This window comes from Streptomyces sp. CNT360, assembly GCF_000424785.1.
On the sequence record NZ_AUKO01000012.1, the window covers coordinates 104,884 to 124,168 of the forward strand.

A 19,285-nucleotide genomic window follows, 5' to 3' on the forward strand; every position below is an offset into this window, starting at 1 on the left:
CCCGTGCGGGAAGGCGGTCCGTTCCCTGCGGGCCACGCGAGCCCGGGACGCCTCCTGGGGGACCCGGGCGGAGCCCCGGGAGGCGACGGGAAGAGCCCTGGCGGGGGCGGCCGACCCCCCGAACGAGGACCCATGGCGGACCAACAGGACGCGGCCGGCGGCCGCATCGTCATCGAGAAGTGTGCCGTCGCGACGGTCGACGCGCAGGACACCGAGTACGCGACCGGCCATCTCGTGGTCAACGGCAACCGGATCGAGTCCGTCGGCCCGGGTGACGCCCCCGAGAACCTCCCCGGAGTCACGCGCCGCATCGACGGTACGGGGCACCTGCTCACCCCGGGCCTGGTCAACACCCACCACCACTTCTACCAGTGGCTCACCCGCGGCCTGGCCACGGACTCCCACCTCTTCGACTGGCTCGTCGCCCTCTACCCCACCTGGGCGCGGATCGACGAGGAGATGGTCCACCAGGCGGCACGCGGCTCCCTGGGCATGATGGCCCGCGGCGGCGTGACCACCGCGATGGACCACCACTACGTCTTCCCGCGCGGTGCGGGCGACCTGCTGGGCGCCGAGATCCGGGCCGCCGGCGAACTCGGTGTCCGCTTCACGGCGGCACGCGGCTCCATGGACCGCGGCGCGTCGGACGGCGGGCTGCCGCCCGACTTCGCCGTCGAGACCCTGGAGGGCGCGCTGGCCGAGACCGAGAAGGCCATCGACGCGTACCACGACGCCTCGTTCGGCTCGATGCTGCACATCGCGGTCGCGCCCTGCTCGCCCTTCTCCGTCTCGACGGAGCTGATGCGCCAGGCCGCCGAACTGGCGCGCCGCAAGGGCGTACGGCTGCACACCCACGGCTCGGAGACGGCGGAGGAGGAAGCCTTCTGCCACGAGCTGTTCGGCATGGGCCCGACCGACTACTTCGAGTCGGTCGGCTGGCTGGGTGAGGACGTGTGGATGGCGCACTGCGTGCACATGACCGACGCGGACATCGAGGCGTTCGGCCGCACCAGGACCGGTGCGGCGCACTGCCCCTCGTCCAACGCGCGGCTGGCCGCCGGCATCGCGCGGGTCCCCGACATGCTGGCGGCGGGCGTACCGGTCGGCCTCGGCGTGGACGGCACGGCCTCCAACGAATCGGGCGAGTTGCACACCGAACTGCGCAACGCGCTGCTGATCAACCGGCTCGGCCCGCACCGGGAGAAGGCGCTCACCACGCGTGCGGCCCTGCGGCTGGGCACCTACGGTGGCGCCCAGGTGCTGGGCCGCGCACAGGAGACGGGATCGCTGGAGGCGGGCAAGCTCGCCGACGTCGTGCTGTGGAAGCTCGACGGGCTCGGTCACTCCACCCTTGCCGACCCGGTCGCCGCGCTCGTCCTGGGAGCCGCGGCTCCGGTCACGCTCTCCCTCGTGGGCGGCCTGCGGGTCGTCGAGGACGGTCATCTGGTCCGCGCCGACGAGGACGAGATCGCGCGTGGTGCACGGGTCGAGGCCCGGCGCCTCGCCACGATCGCCGCGGGCGCCGGCTGACCCGGCGGGCACGCACGGCGGGCTGTTCCCTTGCCCGCAGGCCGAGCAGAGCGCCCCGGCGCTTCGGCCGATCCCACAGCCACCGGCCGGGAGGGACGGCTCCCGGCCGGTTCGGTCACACCCTGGCTCCGGAAACCTGGCCCCTGTCATGCTCCGGACACCTCACACGGGCGCACCGCAACACCCCGCGGGCCGCCGCACCCCCCGGCGGCACCCCGCACCCCAGCAGCACCCCCAAGCACCACCTTGCACATCGCAACACCTCCGGAAACACGGGCGCCGCGCGGCGCCGTAACCGACAGGAGGACCCCGTGGCCAAGACGCCCAGGTTCACCACGCAAGGAAAGACGGCGGACGGCAGTGGGGACGTACCGGGCCAGGGCTCACCGGGCCCTGCCGAGGGCAAGCACCCGGTCGACCAAGGCATGCCGCCGCTGAAGCTGTTCACCACCGGCCTCCAGCACGTCGCCGCGATGTACGCGGGGGTCGTCGCACCCCCGCTCGTCGTCGGCGCCGCGGTAGGCCTCTCTCCGACCGAGCTGGCGTTCCTGACGGGGGCCAGTCTCTTCCTCGCCGGGGTCGTCACGCTGTTGCAGACCCTCGGCTTCTGGCGGATCGGCTCCCGGCTGCCCTTCGTCAACGGTGCCACCTTCGCGGCGGTCGCGCCGATGCTGGCGATCAACAAGTCCGCCGGGCCCGACGACACGCTTCCCGTCATCTTCGGCGCCACCATGGTCGCCGCCGCGCTCGGCTTCGTCATCGCGCCGTTCTTCAGCAAGCTCATCCGGTTCTTCCCCCCCGTCGTCACCGGCAGTGTCATCACCCTCATCGGCGTCTCGCTGATGCCCGTCTCGTTCAACTGGGCGCAGGGCGGCGACGCGAAGGACCCGCACTACGGTGACTTCGCCAACATCGGCATGGCGGGCCTCACCCTGGTCATCGTGCTGGTGCTGCGCCGGTTCACCACCGGATTCCTGAAGCAGATCGCGGTGCTGATCGGTCTCGTGATCGGCACGCTGATCGCGATACCCGTCGGCATCACGGACTTCACCGCGGTGACCGACTCCGACCCCGTCGGCTTCCCCACGCCCTTCCACTTCGGCGGCCCGCAGTTCGCGATCCCGGCGATCGTGTCCATGTGCGTGGTCATGCTCGTGACGATGACCGAGTCGACGGCGGACATGCTGGCGCTCGGTGAGGTCGTCGACCGGCCCGCGGGTCAGAAGACCATCGCGGGCGGTCTGCGCGCCGACATGCTCGGCTCCGTCATCAGCCCCTTCTTCAACGGCTTCATGTGCAGCGCCTTCGCGCAGAACATCGGCCTGGTGGCGATGACCCGGATCCGCAGCCGGTACGTGGTCGCCACCGCCGGCGGCATCCTCATCCTGCTGGGCCTCTCCCCGATGGCCGCCGGCCTGATCGCCTCCGTACCGCAGCCGGTCCTCGGCGGCGCGGGCGTCGTCCTGTTCGGCTCCGTGGCGGCCAGCGGTATCCAGACGCTGATGAAGGCCGATCTGAGCAAGGACAACAACGTCCTGATCGTCGGTACCGCGCTGGCCGTCGGCATCGTGCCGATCGCGGCGCCCGACTTCTACCACGCGTTCCCGGACAGCGCGAAGATCATCCTGGACTCCGGCATCTCGACGGGCTGCGTCACCGCCATCGTCCTCAACCTGATCTTCAACCACCTCGGCCGGTCCCGGCGCGACGAGGAAGTGGTGGCCCACCCCATGGAACCGGGCGAGGGCATCTCCTACGAGCGGGAGGGCCGTGAGGGCGCAGCCGGGCACGGCACCCCCGCCGACGCCGACCGGGCCCCGGCCTGAAGCGTTCCGGACACCGCGAGGGCGCCCCGCCCGAACCTCGGACGGGGCGCCCTCGCGCGCACCCGACGCCCGCGGGAGCGCGGCCCTTTCAGCTCTCGATCGCCCGCCAGAAGTGGGCGAGGACCTGCGCCAGGTACTCCCGCCCCGCCTCGCGCGAGCCGGCGGAGGCGGGCTGGCCCCAGCCCAGCGAGGCGGCGGTGGTGGACTGGTACTCGGCGTGCAGGGTGCGCAGCCCCTCCGCCACGTACTGGCGCGGCAGCGGCACCAGCGCGCAGACGGGGTTCACGTACGCCTGCCAGCGGGTGGTGGCGGCCTTCCGCAGCGTGGCCGCCAACTCCGCGTCCTGCCCGGTGAATTCGATCAGCGCCGGGACCGGCAGCCCCAGTACCCGGGCGAGCGCGTCGGCCTGCCGCGCGTCGCCCGTCCAGGTGCCGGTGTCCTCGATCCGGGCGTAGCCGTCCGGGTCCATCCCGAGCTCCAGCGCCACGTCGGCCCGGGAGACACCGCGGGCCATGCGGTACTCGCGCAGCGTCCCGGGGCTGCCCATCAGGTCGGCGGCCGAGCACCACAGGGCGCCCGCGAGCGCGGCGAGTTGCCGCTCGTCGGGGGCGGCGACCCCGGCCTCCCAGGCCGCGACGGTGCGCCCGTCGACGGTCATCCCGTACGCGGCGCGCATCCCGTACGCGACATCGTCCGGCGTCAGGCGCAGACCGTCGCGCAGCCGCCGGGCGGCCGCGCCGTCGAACGAACTCCCCGCCTGCCCCCGTGACGTGCCGTAGCGCATCGGCACAACGTACGGAGGTCCCTCTCCGGCTGCCTACCGTGTGTTCGCCCCAACCGTGGGATTGGAGAAACCTCCATCGAAACAGGCACCTAACGGCCAACTCGCGCGAACCGCTCCTGCGCGCCCAGGACCACGTGCGCGTAGCGCGCCGCCCAGGCCCCCATCGCCCGCATCGCAGGCAGCAGGGCCGCGCCCGCCTCCGTGAGCGCGTAGTCGACACGGGGCGGAGCCTCGGCGTAAGAGTGCCGCTCCACCAGTCCGTTGCGCTCCAGCCGGCGCAGCGCGTCGTTGAGGACCTTCGCCCTGATCCCGCCGATCCTCTCCAGGAGCGCACGCGGGCGCAGCGGGCCGGCTTCCGCGAGGGTGTAGACGACGACGCTGTCCCACCGGTTGGCCAGGATCTCGAAGGCGACGCGTGCCTGACAGTCGGCCGTGTAGGGCGGGTCCGGGTCCAGCGTGGCGGTCGGGTCGAAGGCGGGTGAGCTCTCGCGTTCTTCCATGCCGCCATCGTGCCTCCCCGAGGGACACCGAACGGTGTCCATCGGCCTGCCTACCGTGGCGCTTCACCAACCGGCGACTTCACGGGAAGAGTGACGCATGCGTATCGGAATCATGGGAACAGGCGGGATGGCCGCGGCGCTCGGCGGTGCGTGGGTGCGGGCCGGGCACGAGGTACTCGTCGGCGGCCGGAGGGAGCCGGCGGCCGCCGCGACCGCCGCGGACATCGGTGCCGCCGCGCACGGCACGCTCGACGAGGCGGCCACGTACGGGGACGCGGTACTGGCGGCGCTCCCGCCGGAGGCGGCCGTCGAGACAGCGCGCGGCCTCGCCGCACAGCTGGCAGGCCGCGTCCTGATCGACTGCACCAACGACCTGGTGCCCGGCGAGGGCGGCCCGGTCTTCGCACCGGCCACCGACCGTGAACCGGTGGCCCGGCGCCTCGCCCGAGCCGCCCCCGCGGCGCACGTGGTCAAGGCCTTCAACGTGTGTCACGTCAGCATCTGGACGATGCCGCGCCCCACGTTCGAGGGCGCCGCCCTGGCCGTACCGCTGTGCGGGGACGACCCGGCGGCCCTGGCACAGGTGAGCGGCCTCGTCGACTCCATGGGGTGCACGCCGCTGCCGTGCGGGGGGCTCCATCGCGCCGGATACCTGGAGGGTGCGGCCGTCTTCGCCATCGGCGCGTGGTGGTCCGGTGCCCAGCCCCGCTTCGCCTTCCCCGAACCGGCCCAGGCGCCCGCGGCGTAGAGGTTCGCCGGGGAACCGGGGAACACGCAACCGGCCCGGGGCGGCCGGGCCCACGCCCGGACACCCGGGCAGGCCGCCGTCCGACCGCCCCGACGAGTGTGCGCCGTCGGCGGGACGGGGCTGTCGGACGCGCCGGACGGCGGCCGACTGCCTCGAACGCCCCCACGCCGGTCCGGCCCGGCGCCTGACGCCTCCGTGCCGGGCGCGGGCGTCAGGCGGGACGGACGTCGAACCGGGCCGGCCTGGTCAGCAGGGCGCTCAGGTCCGTACCGGGGGCGTACTCCACGGGCTCCGCACCGGCGGTGAAGAGCCGGGCACCCGCTGGAACGCCGCCCAGCTCCAGGCTCGGTCCCGAGCGGCGCAGCCACGTGCCCTCCCGCAGGCCGAGGACGGGCACGTCGTTCTCCTCCAGGAACTGGGACAGCCGCTCCTCGCGGGTCTCGCCCATGTGGGCGCTGTCCGGCTGCGGGTCCAGATAGTGCGGGTTGATCTGGAAGGGCACCAGGCCCAGCGTCTCGAAGGAGGCGGGCTGCACGATCGGCATGTCGTTGGTGGTGCGCAGCGTCGGGCAGGCCATGTTGGTGCCGGCGCTCGACCCCATGTACGGCACGCCGTCCTCCCGCACCCGCCGGGCCACCGCCTCGACGAGGCCGCGCTGCTGGAGCGCGGCGAGCAGCCGGAAGCTGTTGCCCCCGCCGACGAAGACGGCCCGCGCACCCGCCACCGCCGCGCGCGGATCGGCGGCGGTGTCCACCCCGAGGACCCGGATGCCGAGCCGCTCCATGAAGGCGGCGACCTTGGCGGTGTAGCCGTCGTGGTCGGCCAGTGCGTACGGGACGAACAGCAGCTCCTCGACCCCGTCGAGGTGCTCGGCGATCACCTCCTCGGCGTGGTCGAGGTAACCCCGGCCGGGCGCGGAGGAGTTGGACAGCAGCAACAGCTTCATGGGGTCCATGGGGATCCAGCCTTTCCAGGTGTGTCGTCAGGTCAGCTTCGGGGGCTGCGCGGGCGCGGAGCGCCCCGCCCCCGGCGCGGGGTCAGCAGCTCGCCCAGGTCCTCCGCGGCGGAGCGCATCGGCACCAGCAGCTCCTGCTGCCGGTCGGCGAGGTGGTCGTGCGGCCCGACGAGGGTGAGCGAGCCGACCGGCTGCGCCCGTACCAGCACGGGGACGGCCAGCCCGGCGGTGGCCGGGTCGTACTCGCCCTCGGAGTAGGCGAAGCCCTCCGCCGGCACCCGGGTCATCAGCTCCTCCAGCCGCACCGGGTCGGTGACGGTCAGTTCGCTGAAGCGGGCCATGGGGCGCCCGTACAGGAGCGCGGCACGGGCCCCGGGTGTGAGCATGCCGAAGTAGGCGCGGGAGGTCGCGCCCGCGTGCCCCGGATACAGCTCGTCCGCCAGCCGGTAGGCCCGCAGCGGGCCGTGGGTGCCGTCGGCCGAGTCGACGCAGCGCAGGTGGGCGCCGTCGGGCACGGCGAACAGGGCGGTCACTCCGCTGACGGCGGCCAGCTCGCGCAGTGCCGGACGGACGAGCGCGGCCATCCCGCCGTGCCGCTCCCAGGCGGTCGCCATGTGCCAGACGGCCGGACCCAGCCGGTAGCGCCGGGTGACGGCGTCGGACACCAGGAAGCCCCGGTGCGCGAGCGAGGCCAGCAGGCGCTGGGTGACGGACTTGTCCCAGCCGCACTCGGCGGCCAGGTCGGTCACGCCCCACTCCTCGCGGTCGTGGGTGAAGGCGAGCAGGACCGTGAGAACGCGGTCCGCGGTCTGGAGCGGTGCTCCTCGATCGGTGGTCACACGAGGCACCCTACCGTTACCCGATTCACTGTCCCGCATATAGGGAAAAGGTTGCTCTGACGGAATCGGGGGAGCAACCTGGCGGAAACGGCCAACAGCCACCCGCAGCCCCACCCGGCCACCCCGCCCCACCCCTTGGCGAGGCCGACCGGACCGCCGCCGGATCACCACTGGACCACTGGGCCACTGGGCCGCCACCGGGCCCCGGCGCCCCTGGCGGCCCGACTCCGGGAAGCCGCCTCCCTCCCGGGGCTGCGGCACCGGGACGGCCTCCCGTGCAAGCCTGCGGCGGCCCCCCTCGCCAGCGGCCCCCGCCGCATGCCGCGCCTCACTCCGTACCACCGCACCACCCGTATCAAGGAGCTCACGGTGCTCAAGCACGTACTCGACGTCATCGACCTTCTGGACCGGCCGCAGGCCGACGGGCAGTCGCTCGCCGCCCACCTGCGCGCGGTGCTCGACCGGGCCGTCACCGAGGCGGGGCACACCGACCCCGCCGCCGTGACCGAGCAGGTCGACATCCGCGTCACCCGCGTCGAGGGCGCCAAGGGCGGCACCGACTTCGTGAAGGTCGTCGTGCCCGGCAGCGCCGGTGCCCGCACGGGCGGCGGCGCCCCCACCCTGGGCGTTCTCGGCCGGCTCGGCGGCGTGGGGGCCCGGCCCGAGCGCACCGGCATCGTCTCGGACGCGGACGGTGCCGTGGCGGCCCTCGCCGCGGCGGCGAAGCTGCTGGACATGTACGGGCGCGGCGACGTGCTCGAAGGCGACGTGATCGTCTCCACCCACGTGTGCCCCGACGCACCCACCCGGCCGCACGACCCGGTGCCGTTCATGGACTCGCCGGTCTCGATCCTGGACTGCAACCGTGAGGAGATCGACGCCGCCATGGACGCCGTCGTCTCCATCGACACCACCAAGGGCAACCGGCTGCTCAACCACCGGGGCGTCGCCCTCTCGCCGACGGTCAAGGAGGGCTGGATCCTGCGGGTCAGCGACGACCTGCTGGGCCTGCTGGAGACCGTCACCGGCCAGGATGCCCGGGTCCTGCCGATCACCACGCAGGACATCACGCCCTACGGCAACGGCGTCCACCACATCAACTCGATCATGCAGCCGTGCGTGGCGACCTCCGCGCCGGTCGTCGGCCTCGCGCTGACGACCGGACCGGCCGTCGCCGGCTGCGCGACCGGCGCCAGCCACGAGACCGACATCGCCGCGGCGAGCCGGTTCGCCGTCGAGGCCGCGAAGGAGTACGGCCGGGGCGCCGCCCGCTTCCACGACCAGGACGAGTTCGCCCGTCTGGTCGACCTCTACGGTCCGATGACCCGTCTGCAGTCGACGGACGGGGCAGTGGAGGACTGACCGCCCCCGCCCGGTGCGGGCCGCCCGCCGTCGGGCGCCCGCACCGCCCGCATCGCATGCGCACCCGGAAAGACAGATCCGTATGAGCACCTCCCCACCGGCCGCCCCGGCCCCCGAAGCCGCGCGGACCCATCCCAGAGCGCTGGAGCCCGTCACCCTGGTGGTGACGGTCGTCCTGTCCGTTCTCGGCGCCGTGATCGGCCTCGTCCTGATCACCACCCTGGGTATCGCGCCGAACACCTCCGTCATCGGCGCGCTCATCGCCATGCTCATCGGCCGCGTCTCCTTCGCGGCACTGTCGCGGATGCGGGACCCCCACCGGCAGAACCTGGTCCAGTCCGCGATCTCCGGCTCGACCTTCGCCGCCGCGAACTCGCTGGTCACCCCGATCGCCGTGCCGTTCCTGCTGGGCAAGCCGCACCTGGTGTGGCCCATGCTGGGCGGCGCCGTCATCGGTCTGGCCGTGGACAGCTGGGTGCTCTACCGGGTCTTCGACTCCAGGCTGCTCCCGGCGTCCGCGGCGTGGCCCGCGGGCATCGCCGCGGCCGAGACGATCAAGGCGGGGGACGAGGGCGGCCGCAAGGCCGGGCTGCTGGGGGTGAGTGCGGTCGTCGGCTTCGTCGGCTCCCTGTTCAAGCTGCCGATGAGCGCGGCCGGTGTGGCCTTCCTGGGCAACATCTGGGCGCTGCTGATGTTCGGGGTGGGCCTGCTGGTCGCGCAGTACGCGCCGACGCTGCTGCACGTCGACCTGGCGGCCGACTACGTGCCGCACGGCGTCATGATCGGCGCCGGGCTCGTCGCCCTGGTGCAGGCGGTGCTGCTGATGCGGGACCGCAAGGGCCGCGGCAGCGCGCGGGGGACGGGCGAACCGGCCGAGCAGCCGGCCCGGGACCGGGAGGGCGCCTTCGACCCCGAGGCCCGCACGGTCGACGCCCGGCGGCTGCGCCGCGGACTGCTCGAAGGCCTCGCGCTCTTCCTCGTCGGCGCCCTGTTCATCGCCTTCACCGGCGGCGTACTCAGCGGCATGGGAGGGGCCGGGCTGGTCGGCTGGGTGCTGCTGGCCGGGGTGGCCGCGCTGGTGCACCAGCTCATCGTGGGACTGGCGGCCATGCACTCGGGCTGGTTCCCCGCCTTCGCCGTCACGCTCATCTTCCTGATCCTCGGCCTGGTGCTGGGCATCCCCACGGTGCCGCTGGCCCTGCTGGTCGGCTACGCCGCCTCGACCGGGCCCGCGTTCGCCGACGTCGGCTTCGACTTCAAGGCCGGCTGGCTGCTGCGCAAGGGCGCGGTGCCCTGGCACCCGTACGAGATGGCCGGGCGCCGTCAGCAGTACATCGCCCAGCTCGTGGGCTTCGCCGTGGCCATCCTGGTCGTGGTCGTCACCTGGAAACCGTTCTTCGAGGACGGCCGGGTGCCGCCGGTCGCGCAGGTGTACGTCGACACCATCAAGGCGGGGCTCACCGACACGCATGCCCTGACGATGATGGCGCTGTGGGCGATCCCCGGGGCGCTGATCCAGTTGCTGGGCGGCTCCTCCCGCCAGATGGGCGTCCTGCTGGCGACCGGTCTGCTGGTGGCCACCCCGCAGGCCGGCTGGCTGGTGCTGGCGGCGCTGGCGGTCCGCATCGGCTGGTCGCGCCGGAAGGTGCGGCGCCACCGGCAGGCCGGCGCCGATGCCGCCGATGCCGCGTCGGATCCGCGCATCGATGCCGACAACGACCTGGCGCTGGTGGGCGCCGGTCTGGTGGCCGGCAGCTCGCTCAACGACGTCAGCCAGATCTACAAGGCGGTGTGACCATGAACGCAGCAGACAGCGGACCGGTCCTGGGGCTGGTCACCATCGGCCAGGCGCCCCGTACCGACCTCGCCGGGGACCTCGCGCCGTTCCTCGGCGGAGTGCGCCCCTGCGAGCACGGCGCCCTGGACGAGGACGTCTTCGACGGTCCCGAGGGCGAGCGCACCCGCGCCGCGCTGGCCCCGGCACCGGGGGAGGCGCCGCTGATCTCGCGGCTGCGCGACGGCGGCTCCGTCGTCCTGGGGCACGACGCGCTCGCGCCCCGGCTGCGGGACGCCGTGGCACGCTGCGCGGCCGACGGCGCCGCCGCCACGCTGCTGTTGTGCACCGGGAACTTCCCGCCGGTACCCGACGGCGCAGGACCCTCGGCCGCGGGGCGCCCCCACCCCGTCCTGTACGCCGAGCCGCTGGTGCAGCACGGAGTGCGGGCGCTGGTGGGCGACGCCCCGGTGGGCATCGTCTGCCCGCTCCCCGAGCAGGCCGCCGACGTGGCACGCCGCTGGTCGCTGCTGCTGCCGGGCAAGCTGCACGTGGAGCCCGCCAACCCGTACGCCGCCGACGCCCATGAGCAGACGGCCGCGGCGGCGCGCAAGCTCGTCGAGGCGGGCAGCCGTCGGCTCGTTCTGGACTGCATCGGCTACACCGAGTCGATGCGCCGTGCGGCCGCCCGGGCTGCGGACCACCCCGTCCTGCTGGCCCGCGCCCTGGCCGTCCGCCTGGCGGCGGAGGTGGCGACGGCGGCCGGGTAGCCCTTCCCACCTGCCGCACGTCCCGGCCGGCGGACCGGCAGGGGCGGCAGGAGGCGCCCGGCTGGCCTGCGGTCATGATCCGCGCCGCTGTCCCCGCCGACGTCCCCGTCCTCCACGCGATGATCCGTGAGCTCGCTCAGTACGAGCGGGCACTTGGAGGAGGCCCGCGCCCTTCAGGAGCAGCTCCGGGAGGCGCTGTCCGGCGAACGGCCCGCCGCGCACGTCCACTTGGCTCAGGACACGGAGGGCCGGCCGGTGGGCTTCGCCCTGTGGTTCCTCACCTTCTCCACCTGGCGCGGGGGTGCACGGCATCCATCTGGAGGGCCTGCACGTGCGGCCGGCGGCCCGCGGCGGCGGACACGGCAAGGCGCTGCTCAAGGAGCCGGCCCGGCTGTGCGTCGCGCGCGGTTACGAGCGCCTGAAGTGGTCCGTGCTGAACTGGAACGCCCCCGCGATCGCCTTTTCTACGAGTCCCTGGACGTGTGGCCGCAGGACGGGTGGACCGTCCGCCTCACCGGCGAGAGCCTCAAGTCCCTGGGTGCCTGACCCGCAGGACGGGCACGTCGCCGCCGCCGGTCCGCATCGTGACCCGGTGCGGCGCCGCTCCGTCGGTGGGTACCGTCACGGTCCGCTTCCCGCCGCCGGTCTCGTAGCGCAGCAAGCCGGGGACGGCGGCGAAGGTCCCTGTGACGCTGCCGCCGCCGGTCACGGCCGCCACCTCGCGCGCCTCCGAGGCGAGCATCCGCACGCTGCCGCCGCCGGTCTGCGCGCGCACCCGCCCGGACGTACCGCGCACCGCGATCGCCCCGCCGCGGGTGGTCAGGCGCTCGGACACCGAGGCGGGTACCGGGACCGTGTAGCGGTGTAGTCGGTTTCGCGGGTGTCGGCGCTGCCGCCGCAGTCGTCCGCGGTCAGCCGGGAAGTGCCGTTCTCGGTGGCGTGTGTGGTCCTCGGCTTCGTCCTGCCGTAGCGCACGTTCCCGGTGGCTGACCCCGACCTCGCCCCTCAGCCCGCTATGCGCCCTATGCGCGTTTTGAACCGCTATGCTGCGCTGTGCTTCACCGGGTGGGTGACCGGAAACAGAGAAAGGCGCGGGCGTGGGCGCAGTCGCGGAGCACTCGGAGCCGGACGACCCGGACCACGGGGAACCGGACGACAGAGAACTGGAAGAGCGCGTCGAGAGGCTGATGGACGGCCTCGTCGCCGATCTGAGACGGCTCGCCGCGCTCCCCTCGATCACCTTTCCGGGCTACCCGGAAGCGCCCGTGAGGGAAGCCCGCGCCCTCCTGACCGAACTGCTGCACGGCGCGGGCTTCGGAGCGAGCGGCACACAGGGCGCGGGGAAGCTGCGGGAGTTGACTCCGCCCTACACCCCGCCCGTCCTCACCGGGCACCTCCCGCCGCCCGCCCCCGACGCCCCCACCGTCCTGCTCTACGGCCACTACGACGTCCAGCCGCCCGGCGACCCGCACCTGTGGCGCACCCCGCCCTTCACCCCGACCGAGACCGAGGACGGGCTGGGCCTGCGCGCCCGCGGCGTCGCCGACTGCAAGGCCAACCTCATCGCGCACATCGGGGCGCTGCGCGTCTGGAACGGACGGCCGCCGACCGGCATCCGGATCGTCTTCGAGGGACAGGAGGAGTACGGCAGCCCCTTCGACTACTACCCGCCGACGAACCCCGGCCCCTTCCGCTGCGACGCCATGGTCGTCGCCGACACCGGCAGCCTGCGCCCGGGCACGCCCACCCTCACCACGGCCCTGCGCGGTGTCGTCGAACTCGTCGTGGAGGCCCGCACCCTCGACGACGCGCTGCACAGCGGCACCTACGGCGGGGCGGCCCCCGACGCGCTGCTCGCCCTGCTGGCCGCGCTCGCCTCCCTGCACGACGCCCGCGGCGACGTCGCCGTCCCCGGGCTGCGCCGCGAACCCTGGGAGGGGGCGACGCTCGGCGAGGAGGAGTTCCGTGCGCTCGCCGGCGTGCGCGAGGGCGTACCGCTGCTCGGTGCCGGCGGTCTCGGGGAGCGGCTGTGGAGCGGTCCCGCCCTCACCGTCGTCGGCCTCGACGCCCCCACCGTGGACGGCGGCACCTGCGCGGTCGTCCCGTACGCGCGGGCCAAACTCAACCTGCGGGTCCACCCCCGGCAGGACCCCCGGGACGGACTCGCCGCGCTGATGCGGCACCTGGAGGCCCAGCGGCCCTTCGGGGTGCCACTCACCCTCACGCCCACCCACACCGGCCCCGGGTACGAGGCGGCCACCGATGGACCCGCCTACCGCGCCGCGTACGGGGCGCTGCGCACCGCCTGGAACGACGAGCCGGTGCACGCGGCCTCGGGCGGATCGATCCCCCTGGTGTGCGGGCTGGCCCAGGCGGTGCCCGGTGCCGAGATCCTGATGTTCGGCACCGAGGACGCCAGGTCGGGCCTGCACGGACCGAACGAACGCGTCCTGTACTCCGAACTGCGCGCGACGGTGCTCGCGGAGGCGCTTTTCCTGCGCGACTACGCCCGCTCGTTCCGCGCTTCCCGCGCGTCCCGATCCGGAGACCCGGCATGAGCGACGACACCGCCGAAAGCCACTCCACGGGGCCGGACGGTGCTCCGCGCGGCTTCACCTTCCCGAGCGCGCTGACGGTGCTGGCGCTCGTCACCGTCCTGGTGTGGGTGCTCGCCTTCTTCGTGCCCTCCGGCAGCTACCGGCGCGACGCCGACGGCGCCCCCGAGCAGGGCACCTACCACCGCGAACCGTCCGGGCTCGGCTTCCTCGACCGTCTCACCGACCTGTTCCTCTCGCCGGTCAACGGCCTGTACGGGGTGCAGGACAGCAGGACCGGGCAGGTCGGCCCCGACGCCACCGGCGAACTCTACGGCGCCGCGGGCGTGTTCCTGTTCGTGCTGGCCATCGGCGCCTTCATCACCGTCGTCTTCGCGACCGGCGCCATGGACCGCGGCATCGGCCGTCTCGCCCACCGGCTGCGGGACCGCGGAGCGCTGCTGATCACCGGCGTGATGCTCATCTTCTCGCTGCTGGGCACCGTCGAGGGCTTCGCCGAGGAGACCCTGGGCTTCTACGGGCTGATCGTCCCGCTGATGCTGGCCCTGGGGTACGACCGGATGGTGGCGACCGGCACCATCATCCTCGGCGCCGGCATCGGCGTCCTGTGCTCGACGGTCAACCCGTTCGCGACCGGCGTCGCCTCCTCCGCCGCGGACATCTCCCTCGGCGACGGCATCGTTCTGCGCGCCCTGATGTGGGCGGTGCTCACGGCGGTCACCATCGGCTACGTCGTGCGGTACGCGCGCCGCGTGCGGGACCGGCCGGAACGCTCGCTGTCCGGCTACCGGCCCGGCGACCGCGACCAGGCCGCGGTGCGCTCCGACGCGGACGAGCCGCCGCCGCTCACCGGGATGCATCAACTCGTGCTGGTGACGGTGGTGCTGGTCTTCGCGTTCATGATCTTCTCGGTCATCCCGTGGGCGAGCGCGCTGACCGGAGCGGCGGACGCCGCCCCCTACGGCTGGGAACTGGGCTGGTCCTTCCCGCAGTTGGCGGCGCTGTTCCTGTGCGCGTCCGTCCTCGTGGGCGCGCTGACCCGGATGGGCGAGCAGCGTTTCACCTCGACGTTCGTGGCGGGGGTCGGCGACTTCGTCTCGCCCGCGCTGGTCATCGTCCTGGCCCGCGGCGTGACCACCATCATGAACAACGCGAAGATCACCGACACCGTGCTGCACTCCATCGAGGGCGCCGTCACCGGCGTCCCCTCGGCCCTGTTCAGCATCGCTGTCTTCGTCGTCAACCTCCCACTCGCCTTCCTGATCCCCTCCACCTCCGGCCACGCCACCCTGGCCATGCCGATCCTCGCGCCGCTCGCCGACTTCGCGCACGTCCCCCGCGCCCTGGTGGTCACCGCATGGCAGGCGGCCAGCGGCTGGATGAACCTGTGGGTGCCCACCACCGCCGTCATCATGGGCGGCATCTCCCTGGCCCGGGTCGGCTACGACCGGTACCTGCGCTTCGCGGCCCCGCTGCTGGGCATCCTCGCGCTGCTGATCGCCGGGTTCGTCGCCCTGGGGACGGTGCTGACCTAGGGTGACGTTTGGGCGGCCGCCGGGTGGGCAGCGGACCCCAGAGACACGGGGACGCACATAGGGGGAACCATGACCGTCACCCTGGGTGAGGAGATCGCACTCCTGGCGCTGGACGACGACTCCGGCGCGGCCAAGGACCGCCACGCGGCGGGCTGGGCCGTCGCCGGCGGCATCCTGCTGGAGCTGACGCTGGCGGGGCGGGTGGTCGCAGACGACGCCCGGCTCACCGTCGTCGACCCGGCGCCGACCGGCGACGCGCTGCTCGACGGCCGCCTCACCGCCCTCACCGACTGGGCGGCACAGGACAAGAAGGCCAAGGTCGGTGACTGGCTCACCAAGGACCAGGCCAAGGCCTTCGACGCCGCTGTCGAGAGCCTGTGCGCCCGCGGGGTCCTCACCGAGCGCAAGCACCGCACTCTCGGCATCTTCGTCTCCCGCCGCTACCCGGAGGCGGACGGCTCCGTGGAGCGCGAGGTCCGGCACCGGCTGGCCGACGTCGTGCTGTACGGCGCGGAACCGGACGAGCGGACCACCGGGTTGATCGCGCTGCTGCACGCCGCCGACCTGCACCGCGCGGCCTTCCCCGACGTGGCCCGCAAGCAGGTCGAGCCGCGGATGGAAGCCGTCGCGGAGGGCCAGTGGGCCGCGGAGGACCTCCGCGCGGCCGTCCAGGACATGCAGGCGGTCCTCGCGGCGGTCACGGTCGCCACCACCGTCGCCGCGACAGTCGTGACGACGAGCTGACCCGCGAGCGGGCCGCCCCACGGCGGCCCTCAGCGCGGGCCGGCTGTCCGCGCAGCCACTCCGGACGCCCCGGTGCCGGACACGAGTGCGGACGGCCGGGCCCGCGGAGCCGCCGGTAGACGGCCGCACAGCGGTCGAGCAGCATTGCCGGCCTCCCGGAGACCACCCGTGTGCCGACCCCTTCGCCGGGGCCTCCGGCGAAGGGGTCGGCTGCTGGCCAAGTCGGCCTGAGCGGCGCGGGCCCGTTCGCGGCGGTGGCGGCCCCGAACGGCTGGTCAGGGCCGGGCCCGGCCGGCAGCGCCGGGTTCCGTGCCGCCGTCCGCGTCCGGGCCGGCCGGTCCGTCCGACGGGGCGGTCACCGCTCGCAGAAGCGGGCCGTGTTCAAGGCGCCGCCCGCGTTCTCGTCGTCGGTACCGAGGACCCCTTCGCGGGAGCCGGGCAGGCAGGCGAGCGCCTCGATCTTGTGCCCCGCGAACTTGCCGAGCACCTCGGGGTCCTTGGCCACGTGCAGGGACACACCGTGGGAGCGGTCCGGCGAGACGGTGCCCGCCTCGTACACCGCCGAGTCGAACGGGCCGTCGTCGCCCGGGTCGGAGGCCGAACCGACCAGCAGCGAGCCGGAGTCGGTGATCTTGAGGTCGGAGGCGTGCCGCACGTTCTCGGTCGGATACGGGGCGCGCAGCTCCTGCTCGGTGACCGCACCGAAGTCCGCAGCCCCGTGCTCGGGGAGGGAGATCCGCGCCGCGTACAGCGTCGAGGGGCGCTCGTCCTGGCCGCGGTCGGCCCACACGGCGGCGAGCTTGCCGTGGCGGTAAGTCAGCGCGAAGTCCTCGAAGTTGTCGCCCTCGCCGATGTCCGGGAGCGTGAAGGTCTCGCGCACGTGTGCGGCGCCGTGCCCGACCTGGAAGCGGTATCCCTTGCCTTCGCTGGCGACGGCGATGTACTCGCCCTCATGGCCGGGCACCTTCTCGATGGATTCGAGGTCGACGGGTGTGCTGCTGCCCTGCCAGCCGAGGGGCCGCACGTCGGCCTGCCTGCCGGGCCGGTAGGAGACCCGGGCCAGCCGGTTCTCGCCGGCCTTCTTGTTGTCCCGCACCACGAGAGCGTCGATCTCACCGCCGTGCCGCCCGGTGACCACCATGCCGCTGACGCCGGAGGTCATACCGTCCCCGGTGGAGACCCACCCGTGGTCCCCGGTGGTCCCGGGGGCGGCAGGGGTGGCTGCCTGCGCCGGGGCGGCGACGGCCACGCCGGCGCCGAGGGCTGCGGCCCCGGCGAGACAGGCGCGTATGAGCGGCGAGCGATGCATGGAAAGTCCTCTCACTCGTGCGGGAGCGCGCGACGGTGTGCGGCTCCTGACATGACGCGCGTAGACGCGAATTGCGGGGACGCTAGCCTCCGCGGACAGTGGATGCAAACCCCATCAACATTTTGTCAACGCTGGGGAACGCCGGGTGACCGGACGGGACGCGGCACCGCTGGACCTGCCGGAGCCACGGCGCGCGACGCCCCGCGCCGCAACGAGGCGCGGCGCCCGGCACCGTCCTCCGGGCCGGGCGCCGCGATGTGCAGCCGTCGGGGGCGGTTCAGTTGCGGCGGAGGATCTCGTAGGCCGGGGTGGTCAGAAAGTCCTCGTACGTCTCGTCGAGAGCGACCCGCAGCAGCAGGTCGTGGGCCTGCTGCCAGTTGCCCGCCGCGAAGGCTTCTTCGCCGATCTCCGCGCGGATCGCGGCGAGTTCCTCCGCCGCGACCTTTCGTGCCAGCTCCGCGGTGACCTGCTGGCCGTCGTCCAGCACGACCTCCGCGTTGATCCACTGCCAGATCTGGGAGCGGGAGATCTCCGCGGTGGCCGCGTCCTCCATCAGGTTGAAGATGGCCACCGCGCCGAGCCCGCGCAGCCACGCCTCGATATAGCGCGTGCCCACCTGCACGGCGTTGCGCAGGCCTTCGAACGTCGGGCGGGCCGCCAGGGAGTCGACGGCGATGAGGTCGGCGGCCTTGACGTCGACGTCCTCGCGCAGCCGCTCCTTCTGGTGCGGGCGGTCGCCCAGCACCGCGTCGAACGAGGCCTTGGCGATCGGCACCAGGTCCGGGTGGGCCACCCAGGAGCCGTCGAAGCCGTCACCGGCCTCGCGGTCCTTGTCTGCCCGGACCTTCTCGAAGGCGACCTCGTTGACCTCCGCGTCCTTGCGGGACGGGATGAACGCGGCCATGCCGCCGATCGCGTGCGCGCCGCGCTTGTGGCAGGTGCGCACCAGCAGTTCGGTGTAGGCGCGCATGAACGGTGCCGTCATCGTCACCGCGTTGCGGTCCGGCAGTACGAAACGGGAGCCGGCGTCGCGGAAGTTCTTGACGATGGAGAACAGGTAGTCCCAGCGGCCCGCGTTCAGCCCGGAGGCGTGGTCGCGCAGCTCGTAGAGGATCTCCTCCATCTCGTAGGCCGCGGTGATGGTCTCGATCAGGACGGTGGCGCGGACGGTGCCCTGGGGGATGCCGCAGTAGTCCTGCGCGAAGACGAACACCTCGTTCCACAGCCGCGCCTCGAGGTGCGACTCGGTCTTGGGCAGGTAGAAGTAGGGGCCCTTGCCCGCGTCGATGAGCCGCTGCGCGTTGTGGAAGAAGTAGAGCCCGAAGTCGACCAGCGCGCCGGGAACCGGCTCGCCGTCGCAGACCAGGTGCGCCTCGTCCATGTGCCAGCCGCGCGGCCGCACCACCACGGTGGCCAGCTCCTCGGCCGGGCGCAGCGCGTAGCTCTTGCCGCTGCGCTCGTCGGTGAAGTCGATGCGCCGCTCGTAGGCGTCGGTCAGGTTGAGCTGACCGCCGATGACGTTCTCCCAGGTGGGAGCCGAGGCGTCCTCGAAGTCGGCGAGCCACACCTTCGCCCCGGAGTTGAGGGCGTTGATGGTCATCTTGCGGTCGGTGGGCCCGGTGATCTCCACGCGGCGGTCCAGCAGTGCGGGCGGGCAGTCGGCCACCCGCCAGTCGCCCTCGCGCACGTGCGCGGTCTCGGGCAGGAAGTCCAGCGTGGCGGTGCGGGCGATCTCGGCACGCTTCTCCGCGCGGTGCGCGAGCAGCTCGTCGCGGCGGTGCGCGAACTCACGGTGCAGCGCGGCGACGAACTCCAGCGCGGCGCCGGTGAGCACCTCGTCCTGCCTGGCGGGGCGCCGCCCGGGATCGACGCCGACGATTTCCAGCGGAGAGGGCGCTGGTGCGGACATGGTGGGTCACTCCTTCAGACAGCGTGATGTGCGGCCGCCGGGCCTCGGGCGAAGCGAGGCGGCACGGGGTGCCGCGTACCGCGCCGGGCGCGCGGAACGCGGCCATCAACACCTCCGGGACAGGAAGGTGCTTCTGATCAGTGGA

At 73.3% G+C, this 19,285-nt stretch carries 16 protein-coding genes and 1 pseudogene; 10 read left to right on the forward strand and 7 right to left on the reverse strand.

Annotated features, from left to right (window positions below; all coding sequences use genetic code 11):
• Nucleotides 1-132 precede the first annotated feature (132 nt).
• Both H297_RS0113495 and H297_RS36205 read left to right on the forward strand, forming a co-directional pair.
• Complete coding sequence (locus H297_RS0113495) at nt 133-1,530, forward strand: 8-oxoguanine deaminase (RefSeq protein WP_027737486.1); 1,398 nt, start codon at nt 133-135, stop codon at nt 1,528-1,530.
• Nucleotides 1,531-1,841: 311 nt separating this feature from the next.
• Nucleotides 1,842-3,356 (forward strand): nucleobase:cation symporter-2 family protein, encoded by a 1,515-nt coding sequence (locus H297_RS36205; RefSeq protein WP_051351806.1) that lies wholly within the window; start codon nt 1,842-1,844, stop codon nt 3,354-3,356.
• Between the two features lie 88 nt (nt 3,357-3,444).
• On the opposite strand, the gene H297_RS0113505 is transcribed toward H297_RS36205, so the two are convergent.
• Nucleotides 3,445-4,140 (reverse strand): helix-turn-helix domain-containing protein, encoded by a 696-nt coding sequence (locus H297_RS0113505; protein WP_027737487.1) that lies wholly within the window; start codon nt 4,138-4,140, stop codon nt 3,445-3,447.
• A gap of 89 nt (nt 4,141-4,229) precedes the next feature.
• Complete coding sequence (locus H297_RS0113510; RefSeq protein ID WP_051351807.1) at nt 4,230-4,640, reverse strand: winged helix-turn-helix transcriptional regulator; 411 nt, start codon at nt 4,638-4,640, stop codon at nt 4,230-4,232.
• Between the two features lie 97 nt (nt 4,641-4,737).
• Here H297_RS0113510 and H297_RS0113515 point away from each other — a divergent pair, with 97 nt between their 5' ends.
• On the forward strand, nt 4,738-5,388 hold the full coding sequence (locus tag H297_RS0113515; RefSeq protein WP_027737489.1) for an NAD(P)-binding domain-containing protein: 651 nt from the start codon (nt 4,738-4,740) through the stop codon (nt 5,386-5,388).
• Between the two features lie 211 nt (nt 5,389-5,599).
• Here the strand turns inward: H297_RS0113515 and pepE are convergent, their stop codons facing one another.
• Entirely contained in the window at nt 5,600-6,334 is a 735-nt protein-coding gene (gene pepE, locus H297_RS0113520) for a dipeptidase PepE (protein ID WP_027737490.1), read from the reverse strand.
• 41 nt (nt 6,335-6,375) lie between these two features.
• Nucleotides 6,376-7,221 (reverse strand): IclR family transcriptional regulator, encoded by an 846-nt coding sequence (locus H297_RS0113525; RefSeq protein ID WP_051351808.1) that lies wholly within the window; start codon nt 7,219-7,221, stop codon nt 6,376-6,378.
• A gap of 330 nt (nt 7,222-7,551) precedes the next feature.
• On the opposite strand from H297_RS0113525, the gene H297_RS0113530 reads away from it, so the two are divergent.
• From H297_RS0113530 to H297_RS41555, 4 genes and pseudogenes are all read left to right on the forward strand, one after another.
• Nucleotides 7,552-8,544, forward strand: coding sequence for a DUF1177 domain-containing protein (locus tag H297_RS0113530; protein WP_027737492.1), 993 nt, complete (start codon nt 7,552-7,554; stop codon nt 8,542-8,544).
• 82 nt (nt 8,545-8,626) lie between these two features.
• A complete protein-coding gene (locus tag H297_RS0113535; protein ID WP_027737493.1) occupies nt 8,627-10,339 on the forward strand; it encodes an OPT/YSL family transporter in 1,713 nt (570 codons plus the stop codon).
• Between the two features lie 2 nt (nt 10,340-10,341).
• Nucleotides 10,342-11,088, forward strand: a complete 747-nt coding sequence (locus H297_RS0113540; protein WP_037794050.1) for an AroM family protein — start codon at nt 10,342-10,344, stop codon at nt 11,086-11,088.
• Nucleotides 11,089-11,162: 74 nt separating this feature from the next.
• Nucleotides 11,163-11,634: pseudogene (locus H297_RS41555) on the forward strand (GNAT family N-acetyltransferase).
• Here H297_RS41555 and H297_RS36210 read toward each other — a convergent pair.
• Nucleotides 11,615-11,923: a hypothetical protein gene (locus tag H297_RS36210; protein ID WP_051351809.1), complete on the reverse strand. Its 309-nt coding sequence runs from the start codon at nt 11,921-11,923 to the stop codon at nt 11,615-11,617. The pseudogene H297_RS41555 and the gene H297_RS36210 sit on opposite strands and share 20 nt — an antisense overlap.
• A gap of 352 nt (nt 11,924-12,275) precedes the next feature.
• Here H297_RS36210 and H297_RS36215 point away from each other — a divergent pair, with 352 nt between their 5' ends.
• From H297_RS36215 to H297_RS0113565, 3 genes are all read left to right on the forward strand, one after another.
• Entirely contained in the window at nt 12,276-13,646 is a 1,371-nt protein-coding gene (locus tag H297_RS36215; protein ID WP_051351830.1) for a M20/M25/M40 family metallo-hydrolase, read from the forward strand.
• Nucleotides 13,643-15,178, forward strand: coding sequence for a YfcC family protein (locus tag H297_RS0113560; protein ID WP_027737495.1), 1,536 nt, complete (start codon nt 13,643-13,645; stop codon nt 15,176-15,178). Before H297_RS36215 ends, H297_RS0113560 begins: the two co-directional genes overlap by 4 nt.
• A gap of 69 nt (nt 15,179-15,247) precedes the next feature.
• Entirely contained in the window at nt 15,248-15,922 is a 675-nt protein-coding gene (locus tag H297_RS0113565) for a GOLPH3/VPS74 family protein (RefSeq protein ID WP_027737496.1), read from the forward strand.
• Nucleotides 15,923-16,277: 355 nt separating this feature from the next.
• Here the strand turns inward: H297_RS0113565 and H297_RS0113570 are convergent, their stop codons facing one another.
• Together H297_RS0113570 and aceB are read right to left on the reverse strand one after the other, a co-directional pair.
• On the reverse strand, nt 16,278-17,231 hold the full coding sequence (locus H297_RS0113570; protein ID WP_027737497.1) for a hypothetical protein: 954 nt from the start codon (nt 17,229-17,231) through the stop codon (nt 16,278-16,280).
• A gap of 277 nt (nt 17,232-17,508) precedes the next feature.
• A complete protein-coding gene (aceB, locus tag H297_RS0113575; protein ID WP_027737498.1) occupies nt 17,509-19,140 on the reverse strand; it encodes a malate synthase A in 1,632 nt (543 codons plus the stop codon).
• Nucleotides 19,141-19,285 lie beyond the last annotated feature (145 nt).

Coding starts and splice junctions, on each gene's coding strand:
- H297_RS0113565 (WP_027737496.1), top strand. CDS start 15,248: ATGACCGTCACCCTGGGTGAGGAGATCGCACTCCTGGCGCTGGACGAC.
- H297_RS0113560 (WP_027737495.1), top strand. CDS start 13,643: ATGAGCGACGACACCGCCGAAAGCCACTCCACGGGGCCGGACGGTGCT.
- H297_RS0113540 (WP_037794050.1), top strand. CDS start 10,342: ATGAACGCAGCAGACAGCGGACCGGTCCTGGGGCTGGTCACCATCGGC.
- H297_RS0113510 (WP_051351807.1), bottom strand. CDS start 4,640: ATGGAAGAACGCGAGAGCTCACCCGCCTTCGACCCGACCGCCACGCTG.
- H297_RS0113535 (WP_027737493.1), top strand. CDS start 8,627: ATGAGCACCTCCCCACCGGCCGCCCCGGCCCCCGAAGCCGCGCGGACC.
- H297_RS0113495 (WP_027737486.1), top strand. CDS start 133: ATGGCGGACCAACAGGACGCGGCCGGCGGCCGCATCGTCATCGAGAAG.
- pepE (WP_027737490.1), bottom strand. CDS start 6,334: ATGAAGCTGTTGCTGCTGTCCAACTCCTCCGCGCCCGGCCGGGGTTAC.
- H297_RS36215 (WP_051351830.1), top strand. CDS start 12,276: ATGGACGGCCTCGTCGCCGATCTGAGACGGCTCGCCGCGCTCCCCTCG.
- H297_RS0113570 (WP_027737497.1), bottom strand. CDS start 17,231: ATGCATCGCTCGCCGCTCATACGCGCCTGTCTCGCCGGGGCCGCAGCC.
- H297_RS0113515 (WP_027737489.1), top strand. CDS start 4,738: ATGCGTATCGGAATCATGGGAACAGGCGGGATGGCCGCGGCGCTCGGC.
- aceB (WP_027737498.1), bottom strand. CDS start 19,140: ATGTCCGCACCAGCGCCCTCTCCGCTGGAAATCGTCGGCGTCGATCCC.
- H297_RS0113525 (WP_051351808.1), bottom strand. CDS start 7,221: ATGCGGGACAGTGAATCGGGTAACGGTAGGGTGCCTCGTGTGACCACC.
- H297_RS0113505 (WP_027737487.1), bottom strand. CDS start 4,140: ATGCGCTACGGCACGTCACGGGGGCAGGCGGGGAGTTCGTTCGACGGC.